At 40.9% G+C, this 12,987-nt stretch carries 12 protein-coding genes; 10 read left to right on the top strand and 2 right to left on the bottom strand.

Annotation, left to right across the window (positions count from 1 at the left end; translation table 11 throughout):
- The first annotated feature begins 91 nt into the window (after positions 1-91).
- Both dcd and B4Z47_RS14330 read left to right on the top strand, forming a co-directional pair.
- Positions 92-628, top strand: coding sequence for a dCTP deaminase (dcd, locus tag B4Z47_RS14335; RefSeq protein ID WP_046673098.1), 537 nt, complete (start codon positions 92-94; stop codon positions 626-628).
- Between the two features lie 8 nt (positions 629-636).
- A complete protein-coding gene (locus B4Z47_RS14330; protein WP_175441943.1) occupies positions 637-1,737 on the top strand; it encodes an MBL fold metallo-hydrolase in 1,101 nt (366 codons plus the stop codon).
- Positions 1,738-1,740: 3 nt separating this feature from the next.
- Here B4Z47_RS14330 and B4Z47_RS14325 read toward each other — a convergent pair whose 3' ends face one another.
- Positions 1,741-2,976: a glycosyltransferase family 4 protein gene (locus tag B4Z47_RS14325; RefSeq protein ID WP_286727428.1), complete on the bottom strand. Its 1,236-nt coding sequence runs from the start codon at positions 2,974-2,976 to the stop codon at positions 1,741-1,743.
- 124 nt (positions 2,977-3,100) lie between these two features.
- Here B4Z47_RS14325 and B4Z47_RS14320 point away from each other — a divergent pair, with 124 nt between their 5' ends.
- The 6 genes from B4Z47_RS14320 to B4Z47_RS14295 all read left to right on the top strand — a co-directional run bounded on the left by B4Z47_RS14320 (position 3,101) and on the right by B4Z47_RS14295 (position 10,164).
- The gene (locus B4Z47_RS14320; protein WP_115046358.1) at positions 3,101-5,695 is read left to right on the top strand and encodes a phosphatidylglycerol lysyltransferase domain-containing protein; all 2,595 of its coding nucleotides are present in this window, start codon (positions 3,101-3,103) and stop codon (positions 5,693-5,695) included.
- 21 nt (positions 5,696-5,716) lie between these two features.
- On the top strand, positions 5,717-6,385 hold the full coding sequence (locus B4Z47_RS14315; RefSeq protein ID WP_115046359.1) for an AcvB/VirJ family lysyl-phosphatidylglycerol hydrolase: 669 nt from the start codon (positions 5,717-5,719) through the stop codon (positions 6,383-6,385).
- A 171-nt stretch (positions 6,386-6,556) separates the two neighbouring features.
- Entirely contained in the window at positions 6,557-7,597 is a 1,041-nt protein-coding gene (locus B4Z47_RS14310; RefSeq protein ID WP_115046360.1) for an Atu2307/SP_0267 family LLM class monooxygenase, read from the top strand.
- Positions 7,598-7,668: 71 nt separating this feature from the next.
- Positions 7,669-8,250 carry a tRNA-(ms[2]io[6]A)-hydroxylase gene (locus tag B4Z47_RS14305; protein ID WP_046673102.1) on the top strand — a complete coding sequence of 194 codons (582 nt, stop codon included), beginning with the start codon at positions 7,669-7,671 and terminating at the stop codon, positions 8,248-8,250.
- A gap of 74 nt (positions 8,251-8,324) precedes the next feature.
- Positions 8,325-9,425: a 23S rRNA (adenine(2503)-C(2))-methyltransferase RlmN gene (gene rlmN, locus B4Z47_RS14300; RefSeq protein ID WP_376782373.1), complete on the top strand. Its 1,101-nt coding sequence runs from the start codon at positions 8,325-8,327 to the stop codon at positions 9,423-9,425.
- 40 nt (positions 9,426-9,465) lie between these two features.
- On the top strand, positions 9,466-10,164 hold the full coding sequence (locus B4Z47_RS14295; RefSeq protein WP_115046362.1) for a ComF family protein: 699 nt from the start codon (positions 9,466-9,468) through the stop codon (positions 10,162-10,164).
- A 131-nt stretch (positions 10,165-10,295) separates the two neighbouring features.
- Here the strand turns inward: B4Z47_RS14295 and B4Z47_RS14290 are convergent, their stop codons facing one another.
- Entirely contained in the window at positions 10,296-10,682 is a 387-nt protein-coding gene (locus tag B4Z47_RS14290; RefSeq protein ID WP_083295776.1) for a VanZ family protein, read from the bottom strand.
- Between the two features lie 154 nt (positions 10,683-10,836).
- On the opposite strand from B4Z47_RS14290, the gene B4Z47_RS14285 reads away from it, so the two are divergent.
- Positions 10,837-11,208, top strand: coding sequence for a PadR family transcriptional regulator (locus B4Z47_RS14285; protein ID WP_046673104.1), 372 nt, complete (start codon positions 10,837-10,839; stop codon positions 11,206-11,208).
- Positions 11,201-12,865, top strand: coding sequence for a PspC domain-containing protein (locus tag B4Z47_RS14280; protein ID WP_286727427.1), 1,665 nt, complete (start codon positions 11,201-11,203; stop codon positions 12,863-12,865). The genes B4Z47_RS14285 and B4Z47_RS14280 overlap by 8 nt, the downstream gene beginning before the upstream one ends.
- The last annotated feature ends 122 nt before the right edge of the window (positions 12,866-12,987 follow it).

Below are 12,987 nucleotides of genomic sequence, written 5' to 3'. Positions count from 1 at the left end.
TTTTGTTTTGAAAAATGAAGTAAAATTAGTGGGAGAACTGTATTTTTGAATTTGTATAGCATTGCCTGACGCTTTTGCTATTTTGATACACATGATTTTATCTGATAAAAGAATTCTCGAAGAGATTGAAAATGGCAGTATTGTCATTCAACCATTTGATCGTAAATGTTTGGGAACAAATTCCTACGATGTGCATTTGGGGAAATATTTGGCAACGTATGCAGACCGTGTACTTGATGCCAAGAAACACAATGAAATTCAGCATTTTGAAATCCCGGAAGAAGGTTTTGTATTGGAACCCAATACCCTTTATTTAGGCGTTACGCAAGAATACACCGAAACGCATAAGCATGTTCCTTTTTTAGAGGGCAAATCGAGTACTGGTCGCTTAGGGATAGATATCCATGCAACTGCAGGAAAGGGTGACGTCGGTTTCTGTAATACCTGGACCTTGGAAATTTCGGTTGCCCAACCTGTTCGGGTTTACGCGGGAATGCCTATTGGACAATTGATCTATTTTGCCGTAGAAGGCGATATCGAAACATTTTATAATACCAAAGGTAATGCAAAATACAATGGGAAAACCATCCGTCCTGTGGAGTCCATGATGTGGAAGAATAATTTCTGATGCGGAATATGGGATGGATTATTTTAGGGGCTCTATTGATTGTTCTTATCAGTGGAGTACTCTATTATTTTGTTCATCCAATGTTTGGTGGAAGTTTCAAAGGAGCTCGACTGGAACGGATGAAACAGTCACCAAATTTTAAAAATGGTATTTTTCATAATCTCGAAGTAACGCCGTCGTTGAAAGGCGATGTCAATATGGCCTCTTTGCTGTGGGATTTCCTTTTCAACAAAAATCCCCACTTGAAACCAATCAACGTATTGCCTGCTATGGAATGCGATTTAACACATCTTCCCGCAGATGACGTTCTGATTTGGTTTGGTCACTCCTCCTACCTGATGAAATTAGATGGGAAATTAATATTGGTTGATCCGGTGTTCAGCCAAAATGCTTCTCCTATCCCAGGTAGCAATAAAGCATTTAAGATGTCTGTCGACTATGCGACGATGGTTTTTCCGAAAATTGACTATTTGTTTATCTCTCATGATCATTACGATCATCTGGACTATGAGACTGTTGTGAAATTGAGGGATAAAGTCGGTCAGGTGATTTGTGGTCTTGGCGTGGGGGCGCATTTTGAGTCTTGGGGATATAAGGCCGATCAGATCATTGAGGGTGATTGGTACGACCAGATAAAACTGGCGCCCGATTTTCAGGCAACTTTCACACCCGCAAGGCATTTTTCGGGACGAAGATTTACACGGAATAATACCTTGTGGACATCCTTTGTGTTAAAAACTTCCCAGTACACTATTTTCTTGGGCGGAGACAGCGGATATGGTAAGCACTTCAAAAAGATAGGTAACCAATTCGGTCCATTTGATTTAGCAATCTTGGAAAATGGCCAATATAACGATGCCTGGCATTATATCCATTCCTTACCTGACGAATGGGCTGCTGAAACGAAGGATCTGAAAGCTCAAGCTATTTTGCCTGTTCATTCTTCTAAGTTCGCGTTGGCTATGCACGACTGGAAAGAGCCAATGGAGAAATTTTACGAGACAGCGAACAAAGAACAGATCACTCTCCTTACGCCAAAAATAGGGGAAATGATCCATTTTAATAGATTAGATACAGTATACGCGCCTTGGTGGCGTGACGTCAACTAAAATCTATTTATTTTTTTCCTCAATCCATAAAGACATATATTTTGTGCTTTGCATCGTGTGGTGCAACAATATCTGACTAATAAAGTTTTGTTGGCGGTGCTTGTCAATCTGCGCTTTTAACAAAGATAGATTCGTCATAAAGTCGGCCTGATACTTTCGTTTTTCATAACGTTCGTTGATAATACGGATACCATGTTCTTGGGCCGTTTTCCAAAGATCTTCGTTTTCGTAAAGCTCGACAGTCTTTCGGCAGAAAGTTTCGGGATCGTCTTCGATAAAACCATTCCAGTCCAAATTACCCTTCATGGCTTCTGCTCCAACTGTCGTGGTGACAGATGGTGTGCCGGTTTGCATGGCGTCGATAAACTTTCCTTTTACGCCGGCACCAAATTGAATTGGAGCGACCAGTACACGGTAGTTTTCCATGGTAAGACGAGCAGATTCCGCCCGCCCCTTGATCAGGAAATTCTCTTTAGAGTTGTTTAACTGGAGTACTTTTTGGGTTGCGTAGGCACCATAAATGTGCAATTCTACTTTGGGAAGCATCTTCCGTAATTGGGGCCAGATTTGTGTTTTTAGATATTGAACCGTATGCCAGTTCGGCTCATGGATAAAATTTCCGATAAATAATAAGTTCTTGCGCTCTTCAAAGGGCTTCCATTGATTAATTTCAGTAGAACTGATCTCATTTTCCAGGAAAGGGAGGTAATAGAGGATATCGGGTGAAATGCGAAATTCTTCGATCAGAATCTTCATTTCGGATTCGGAAATGATCAACGAGAGGTCACTGCGCAATATCGCGGCAATTTCCCGTTTGGCCGTATTGGTAAATAACTCTTGAAAGGAAAAATCACCGTTATTTTTGACGGATGTCTGTCTCGCCTGACGCAAAAAATGCAAATCTTCCGTGTCAAGTACGCGGAGTGCATTTGGACAATGCTGTGCAACACGCCAACCATATTGCTCTTCTACCATAAAGCGGTCAAATACAACAATGTCGGGCTTAAGTTGCGCAATAAATTCATCAAAGCTGTTGCTATTCAGTACGATGGCCTGTTCCTGGATCCCGAGAGACTGTAAAGGTGCACTATACGGCGATTTGGCAGCAGCAGAAGCAAATGTAATCTGATAAGAGCGATTAACAAACGTCTCAATTAATTGCATCATACGGAAGCCCGCTGCTGAAGATGTTGGCTCTGGCCACACCAGTCCGATGAACAAAACCTTTTTCTCTTTCATGCCGGAAAATTACTGATTAATGTGAAAAGAATTGACGAAAAATTAACAATTAGTCATTTTCAAACGATTAGCTTTATTTCGTGTTTATACTATATCTCAAGGTTATTCATCATTAAACGATTATATGGCCAAAACTATTGCGCAACGAATTCGACATTTTTCACCAAAGACCTATTGGAAGGAACTAATAGCTGTTTTGGTTATTTTGTTGGCCTTTGTATTTTTTAGAAATGAACGAAAAGAGCTTGCTGCCATCATTCCACATTTGCGTGCGGCCAATCTAACCTGGGTTTTGGTCGGCGTTGGAATTACTCTCGTCTATATTGTACTTCAGGGATTGATGTATGTTCAGAGTTTTAAAGCGATAGGCCTTTCTATTAATCTGAGAATCGCTATTGATCTTTTCCTCAAGCGAAATTTACTCAGTGTGTTTCTGCCTGCGGGTGGGATTAGTTCTTTGGCCTATACCACAACGCAGTTGCGAAAAAGAAATTTGAATACGACGCAAATTCATCAAGCAGGGGCGCTGTATGGCTATGTCGGACTACTGACGGTCTTTCTGATCGGTGTACCTGTTATATTGTATACGATTTGGCACAATAAAAATTTTGGTGATGCCTGGATCTCATTGGTGGTTTTGGGGCTGATTCTGGGCGTCGTATTTTGGCTCGTTTGGTCTTTTAGAACACACAAAGGCGTCTATCGTTGGGTTGAACTAAAATTTCCTGCTGTAGCCTCTAATATTGATGAAATATTCTCAGGAGAGGTCAAGCTAAAATATTTGTTGGGTACCATGCTGGCATCGATGGTCGTTGAATGTTGCGGTATTGCCCATGCTTTTGTAAGTATGTATGCCCTTGGTTTGGACCACTCTTTCGAGGCTGCGGCTATTGCCTATACTGTTTCGGTGGTATTGATGATTGTTTCTCCTTTTCTACGGGGGCTTGGGGCTGTAGAGTTGACTATGCTGTATATTTTTAAAGCGTACGGCTACTCGCAGGCAGAAGGATTGGGCATTACAATTCTCTACCGGGCATTCGAATTTTGGCTACCTTTAGTCCTGGGGCTTCTGGCTTTTGCATGGCGTGGGAAACAATTGCTGGCACGTATTGGCCCAGCGCTGCTTATCTTCTTCTTGGGCATGGTAAATCTCGTATCTGTATTGACGCCTCCTTTGGCCGACCGGATGAAACTTGATCGTTTCTATTTGCCTTTAGAAGCAATTCACGCTTCCAAATTTATGGTGTTAGTCTTAGGCTTAGGGCTGTTGGTGACCTCGGCTTACTTGATCAAAGGTTTCCGAATTGCATTTTGGATCGCCGTAGTGTTTAGCGCCTTGTCGCTTTTTGGGCACGTGTTTAAGGCATTGGACTATGAAGAAGCTTCGGTTGCTTTATTGACCTTGATTTTACTGGCCGTGAGCTATAAGCAATATCGGATCAAGAGTAATATTCGCTGGGTGCGAATCGGGTTTATCACATTTTTTGTTGCTCTCCTAGCCATATGCCTGTTTGACGTATTGAGCTTCTACTTCATTGATAAACAGCATTTCGGTGTCGACTTCACCTGGCGACAATCTATCTATCATACAGCACGAAGCTTCCTCTTGTTTGCTGATGATGAATTGATGCCCCAAACGGCATTTGGACAAGAATTCCTGCGGATTACGCAAGTACTTGGACTTTTTTGTTGGCTCCTACTAATCTACGCGTTAGCTCGTCCCCGTCTCCTCGCAGATGAAGACTCCAGCCAATCTGAATTGGAACGTGCAGAACAATTATTGATTGAGTTTGGTCAGTCTCCCATGGATTTCTTTAAATTGGGAAAAGATAAGAGTTTGTTTTTCTCAGAAGTCTCGGAGGGATTTACCGCTTATCGCTTGGCGAATGAATTTGCTATTGTATTGGATGAGCCTGTCTGTGAACAGGGGGATAAGGAAGAGTTGGTCCAGGAATTCGATCAATACTGTTATGCGAATGGTTTAAAGGCCATTTATTACCGTGTTGATGAAAATAGTTTGGTTCATTTTTCATCCCTACGTAAACAGAAGATCACCATTGGACAAGAGGCTGTATTAGAATTGGAAACATTCAAGCTCGAAGGAAAAGAACGTAAGTCATTACGCAATGGACTTAATGCAATTCAAAAAAAGGGTTTTACAACAGAAGTGTTGAAAGCGCCGCAGGAAAAGGCAATTATAGATCAGTTAAGGATAATTTCCAACGAATGGTTAAAAGAATTTGATAAAAAGGAAATGGTTTTTTCGCAAGGGATGTTTGATGAAAATGAGCTTATTTTGCAAGATATCATTGTACTGAAAAATGAGCAGAATACTATCGTAGCCTTTCTGAATATCATCCCCGACTATGCGAAAGATGAGTGCACCTACGATATGATTCGGAAGTCTCTTGATGCACCGGGTGGTAGCATGGATGCATTGATTGTTGAACTTATTGCGTATGCTAAGGCCAAAAAGTACGTCTATCTAAATTTGGGCATGGTACCGATGACGGGCTTGGGGGCGACAGATAGTCCCGCAGAAAAGATTATGAAATTTGCCTCAACGCGATTGGGTAACTTTAAACATTACCATAGCCTGCGCGACTTTAAAGAGAAGTATGCGACATTTTGGGAAAATAAATACCTTATATTTGATAATGATTTTGATCTCATACAACTTCCTGTAGCACTGGTCAAAGTAATGAAACCGAACGAATAGATTCATGTAGATGCTGTACAGATGAAAAAAATAGCTACCTTATTAATAATTGCTGGCATGGCGTTTCATGCGTTTGCACAACAGCGTTTGATTGACATGAAATATTGGAACAATAAAGCTGCATTACCTTTGGTTCTCTATCTGAGTGGCGATGGTGGATTTAATTCATTCTCTAACAAGCTTTGTGAGCTGATTGCTGGAGTAGGATATACTGTGGCAGCGATCGATTCGAAAACCTATTTCTGGAAGAAGAAAAGCCCGAGTGAGATTGCTGCCGATGTTTCGAATACACTGAAAAACGTACTCTTAGCACGGCAAAATATGCGTCTTTTTGTAGTGGGGTATTCATTTGGCGCAGACGCGGTTCCTTTTATTATTAATCGCCTGGATCCCGTCATTAAGAAGAATCTCAAGAGTGTTGTCCTGCTGGAGCCATCTGTGTCAACAGATCTGGAGATCCATATAGCGGATATTTTGGGTCGGAGTAATACAAAACGGAGTCTTGACGTGATCGCGGAAATCAATCGAATGGGTGCAGTCAAAACGGGCGTTATTCTTGGTGATGATGAAGCTGATTTCCCGATACAGAAGATAACACTTAAGAATTTTACAAAAAAATACCTCTCCGGCGGGCATCATTTTAGTGGCAATGCAGACCAGGTCGCGAAGAATACTGTTGCACTCTTTTAGCCGAGGAGCCTAGTATAACTTTGTTGATGGTCAGATCAAGTAGGCGACCAAATAGACAGCTCTTTATTTTTTTGTGATCCAGGGTATGGTGCGGTATCATTTTCTTATCCTAGATCAAATAATTCAGGGAAAGAAGGTGTTACTTTTGAATGACTTATAAAATAGATAAAAATGGAATTAGGAATAGGAATGTTTGGCGACTCGAGGATAGATCCTGTTACAGGTCAAATCCAGGCAGCACAAGATAGAATGAAAGAAATTATCGAAGAGATCAAGCTTATGGATCAAGTAGGATTGGATTTCTTTGGAATAGGGGAGCATCACCGTGCAGATTATGCGGTTGCAGCACCCGAAATTATCTTGGCTGCGGCTTCTACTGTTACCAAAAATATTAAATTGGGCAGTGCAGTTTCGGTATTAAGTTCTGCCGATCCGGTTAAATTATTTCAGGATTTCGCAGCCGTCGATCTTTTATCCGATGGACGTGCTGAGCTCATGGCAGGAAGAGGATCCTTCATTGAATCCTTCCCTTTATTTGGTTATGATCTAAAAGATTATTCCGAGTTGTTTGAGGAAAAACTAGAGCTTTTGCTTCGCCTGAATAAGCAAAATCCAATTACTTGGCGCGGTAATTTTAGAGCACCATTAATCAATCAGGAAGTTTTCCCAAGACCTAAAAATGGATCACTACCGATTTGGGTTGCAGTAGGTGGCACAACATCTTCTGTGATCCGTGCCGGAAAGTTGGGCTTACCGGTTATGTTTGCCATCATCGGCGGGATGTATGAAAGCTTCGATCATTTATTTGACATGTATCGTCAGGCTTATGAGGATAATGGACACGATATGGCTAACTTTCAGGTTGGGGTACATATGCATGCGTTCTTTGGCGACAACAGCGCTCAGGTAGCAGATTATTACTATCCGATTTATTCTGCACAGATGGATCGTATCGGTGCAAGTCGTGGATGGCCGCCATATCAACGGACTCAATATGACTTCGGAAGGTCTTCGAGAGGGCACCTCATTGTTGGGGATGCTGCTTATGCCGTGGATAAAATATTGCAAATACAGGAGAAATTTGGATTGACACGCTTCTCTGCACATATGGATGTGGGCGCCCCTGGGCATAAAGAAATGCTGCGTTCTATAGAGATTTTTGGTGAGAAAATAGCACCTGAAATTCGAAAGGCTCTTCATAAAGATGCCTAAAGAGCGATTATCATTTTTTTAACGCTGAGATATTCGCTACCTTTGTGTCGTAAATCATTTTAGAGAGTAAGATGCTTGGATTAAAGTTGTTGACAGATCCGCGATGGGCAAACATTGCAGAAGGAAATTTAGAAGAGATTTTGACAGATCATGCCTGGTGTGAACAAAAGGCTGCTTCAAATGCCATATCCTTAATTACCAACAACTCAGAACACGAAGATTTGGTGCATGAGCTGACAGCAATCGCAATCGAAGAAATGGAACATTTTAAGATGGTTATTGATATCATCAAAGAACGGGGCTATACCTTGGGTCGTGAACGGAAAGATGATTATGTCGGTCAATTGATGAAATTCTCTAAAAAAGATGGCAGTAGAAATATGGCTTTTATTGACCGTTTATTATTCGCGGCGATGATTGAAGCCCGTAGCTGCGAACGTTTTAGAGTGCTTTCACAAAATATTCAAGATAAAGATCTTGCGAAGTTTTACTATGATTTAATGGTGTCTGAGGCAAATCATTACACCACATTTCTAAATTTTGCACGCAAATATTCCGTAGACGTCGACGTAGAAAAGCGTTGGAAGGAGTGGTTGGAATTTGAAGGGAAGCTAATTCAGTCGTACGGAAGTAAAGAAGCCATTCATGGCTAATTGAACCTCGCTCCTACCTATTTTAAAACACATACATAACAGTTGTCCCGTTCTATTTCTTAGAACGGGATTTTTTGTCACTTATTTATTCTTATCTTTGTACCGTGATTGAAAAAAGTAAAATAATAGATATCAGGAGTTTGTCTTTGGATCAGATCAAAGATCAACTTACCGCGTTGGGGGAGCAGGGCTTTCGTGCGAAGCAGATTTATGAATGGATTTGGGTGAAATCTTGCGTAGATTTTGATCAGATGAGTAATTTGAGTAAGCCCCTTCGTGAGAAGCTGAAAGCGAATTTTACGATCAATGCAGTTACAGTCAAAGAATCTCAGATCAGCTCAGATAAAACAATTAAAAGTAGTTTTTGGCTCTATGACAACAACATCATTGAAGGGGTGTTAATACCTGCTCCGGAACGAATGACCGCTTGTGTCAGCTCACAGGTGGGCTGTAGCTTAACCTGTAGGTTCTGTGCAACAGGTTATATGGACCGTAAACGGAACCTTAATGCCGATGAGATCTATGATCAAGTCGTTCTTATCAGCAAGCAAGCCGAAGAGTACTATGGGCAGCCACTGACAAATATCGTTTATATGGGGATGGGCGAGCCCTTGTTGAATTATGCCAATATGATGAAGTCTGTTGAGCGCATTACAGCGCCAGATGGATTGAATATGGCCGCCAAGCGGATCACGGTGTCCACAGCGGGTATCGCAAAAATGATTAAGAAATTGGGTGATGATCAGGTACGTTTTAACCTAGCACTTTCTTTGCACGCGGCAAATGATAAAAAGCGGAATGAAATTATGCCTATCAATGAGCAGAACTCACTGAAAGCATTGGCAGAAGCACTCAAATATTTTTATGCGAAAACAAAGAGCCCAATTACATTTGAATATATTGTCTTTAACAATTTCAATGATGAGTTGGAGGATGCAAAAGAACTGGCCAAGTTCTGTAAACATGTTCCTTGTAAGGTCAACCTGATTGAATACAACCCTATCGCACTGGCCGATTTCCTGAACGCTGAAGCAGATAAAATCGAGGTATTTGCAAATTATTTAAAAAGCCAAGGTATCATCACGAATGTGAGACGTAGCCGTGGTAAAGATATCGATGCAGCCTGCGGACAATTAGCAATTAAAGATAAGGAAAAAGAGGAATCCGAAGCATAATCTGAAGGATAGTTCCTATCTTTAATAGGGAATTAACCAGATGAAATCCGAATTAAATAAGGTTTTTAGCGATTTTATAGCCATATTTTTTCCAAGGGAATGTGGCTGTTGCGGCTGTGTGCTAAAATATCAGGAAAAGTTTGTCTGTACAGCATGCGATTTCCATTTGCCTTATACTAACTTTCACGAATATTCGGATAATGATACCGCAAGACAGCTCTGGGGGAAAGCTCCTGTGGAAGAGGCCTGTTCATTCTTATTATTGCAAAAGGATAGTCGCGTAGAGCGCCTCATTTATCAGATTAAATACAATAACCAACCTTTTCTTGCAGAATATTTTGGTTATCTATACGGCTTAAAATTAATCAAAATAAAAGCCTATCAGGATATCAATTGTATTGTTCCTGTGCCATTGCACCGTAGCAAATTCCGAAAAAGAGGCTACAACCAATCCACTTACTTCGGAAGAGGGTTGTCCAGAGCAATGGGAATCCCCTTGCGGGAAGATATTTTAGTCAGGAAGAAAGCGACAATGAGCCAAACGGGTAAGGGGCGGATCGACCGGTACGACAATGTAAGTGATATTTTCGATTACAAAGGCACTATGTTGCCGGCTAACGTACATATCCTTGTGGTTGACGATGTATTGACCACGGGAGCAACGGTTGTTTCAGCAGCATTGACACTCTTAGATGCAGTTGATTGCAGGGTATCTGTTGCTACGCTGGCAAGAGCCTAGTTCGAAAGTCTATCCCATAACTTATACCCTTCTCCGTCCGGATAAAGCGAATTTCAATAATTACGGTAACCACTATTACGAGCAGGCCATGCCTTCAATAGTAATGACCAGGTCAAAACGAATTCAACACGTTATTTGCGACGTCGGTTGACATAGTTTAGGAGATAGGCAAATCCTGCCATGCCGATTCCGATGCTGTCTGCAAATAAATCCCACCAGTCACCGCTGCGATACGTAAAAATATAAAGCTGAAGTAACTCTGTCAGTCCTGCAAATAAAAAACCAAGGATGGAAACGACAAAGATTGGAAGCCAACGGGTCGGTTTCCCATGGAATTGCTGGATTACACCGTTGTATAGCAATGTACAGAAAACAAAGAACATCCCACAATGGACTAATTTATCCATACCTGGATAGGCGGGAACTGCATCAAAATTATTGCCCGGGAGGGTGCATAAAACAATAACTATTATGGCCCAAATAAAACACCACTTATAGTCTAATAAGATTTTAATCATGGCGATAAATATCTAAAAATTTCCTGATAGAAATAAAAATATTATTTATTTAAAAATTATTTCACTGTAAATCAGTTGTTTAGTTATATTGTTTTGTTTTATATGGTACTATGTATTGCATGGTACCATAAAATACATATATCTTTGTATTGTTATGATAGCTGAAAATACACAAATCCAAATGAGGAAGGGGATACTTGAATATTGTATCCTATCCATAATTTCTCGAGGAGAAATTTATGCCTCCGATATTATCAGCGAACTGAAGAAAGCTCAATTATTGGTTGTGGAAGGAACCTTATATCCGCTTCTAACACGTCTAAAAAACAATGGACTGTTAAGCTATATATGGAAGGAGTCAACTTCAGGTCCGCCTAGAAAATATTATGAAATTACCCAAGAAGGGTTAGAAGTCCTTTCGCGACTAGATGTTACCTGGAATGAGCTCGTGTTTGCTGTAAACACGTCATTGGTGGGTAGAAACAATGATTCAACTAAACCAGTTAAAGATAATAACGATGAATAAGACAATAATTATCAACATAAATAGTATCGTCTTCCATATTGAAGAGGATGCTTATGAGGTGCTTCGCTCCTACATGATTGATATAAAGAAGCACTTTGGACAATCGGAAGATAGTAAGGAGATTTTGGAGGACATCGAAAATCGTATTTCTGAAATGTTTACCGAGAAGATTCAGGCTGGCAGCAAAGAAGTTCTGAATATGGACGATGTTAATGCCGTTATCGAGCAAATGGGGAGCGTCAGCGATTTCGAGTCTGAGGATGGTTATGCGTCTTTTCAGCGCCAGCCAAATGCAGATGATTTTAAAGTAGGGAAGAAGCTGATGCGCGATCCCGATGACAAAGTTTTCAGTGGAGTATGTAGTGGATTGGGGCACTTTTTTGGTATTGAGGCGAAATGGGTACGCTTACTCTTTGCTTTATTTGTTGTGATCGGTGGATCGGGCGTATTGGTCTATGTTATCCTATGGATCGTAATGCCGCTCGCTGTAACCCGTGCAGATAAGATGGAAATGCGTGGTGAAGCACCGAATATTCAGAACTTCAAACGTTCTTTTGATGAAGAAATGAGCGGGGTAAGGGACTCGTTCTCGAGGGGAATGGACCGCACCGGAGATGGTGTTGCTAAATTATTGCAGGTCTTTGTGAAAGTTATCGGCGTATTCTTTGTTATTATCGTCGGGTTAACGCTCATCGGATTGATCATTGGACTTATCTTCTTTGCACTGGCTATTGTGAACGTAATTCCTGACGTCATGGACGATTCTGGTCCTTTCTACCTCATGAATCCGAGCGATGTACCTTTCGCTTTGATCGCGGGTTTCTTGGCCATTTTTATCCCTTTCGCCGGCTTGTTCTATTTGCTTCTCCGTGTTCTCTTCGAGAAAAAACCAATGAACAATTATTTGACAACCACCTTGTTTTTAGTCTGGTTGGCATCGATAGGCGGTATCATCTACTACGCTACATCGGTAGCAAAGGAATTCAAAGAGTCTAGTACGATTGTTGAAGAGAAGCCACTGCAAAAACAGGCTGTTTATTACTTAAATGAAAATGATATTCGGGTAATCCGCTTAAAAAATGGTGTGAGAAGTGGTATCGGTATTAAAAATGAAAACGTTTCAACCTATTTGAGGCGTAATATCCGTATTCGAATTGAGCGTATTGACTCTTTGCAAGAACCATATGTACGTTATGAGTATTCGGCTAAAGGAAATTCCTATAAAGTTGCAACAGACAGAGCGGGTAAAATTAATTATGCGTTGAGACAAGATAGTACGTCATTAACATTTGACAACGCGTTTCAATTGAATGAAGGCGAACTTTATCGGGATCAAGAAGTTAATATTACTTTATTCCTGCCTGTGGGCACAAAATTGGTCATTAATGCTCGTCTGGAAGATAAATTAAGAGATATATCATTCTACGAGTGCAGAGATCGCTATAAGGAAGATTTAAATGATGTAAAAGACGTCGAGTTTGTGGTCACATCACTCGGGTTGAAATGTGCCTTGCCGCCCGAAAAGCCAGATGACAGTGAAGAAACAGATACCGAGAGGAATGAGGTAGTTGCACATGATACGTCTGTTGTCATCCGTCGGGATACCATTATTAATCTCAAAAAAGATGGTGTTACCCTAGAGACAAAAAAGAAATAACATAAACCAAGTCTTCCGCCTTCAGGCGGAAGACAAATTATTACCGCTATAACCAATCGAAAATCAGTACTGACCTTCGTGTTATAAGCCTATTTAATACCATTAAAAGTAAATGCTATTAC

This window comes from Sphingobacterium sp. UBA2610 (genome assembly GCF_002339225.1).
Lineage (GTDB): Bacteria > Bacteroidota > Bacteroidia > Sphingobacteriales > Sphingobacteriaceae > Sphingobacterium > Sphingobacterium multivorum.
This window is presented reverse-complemented; position numbering and strand designations above follow the sequence as displayed.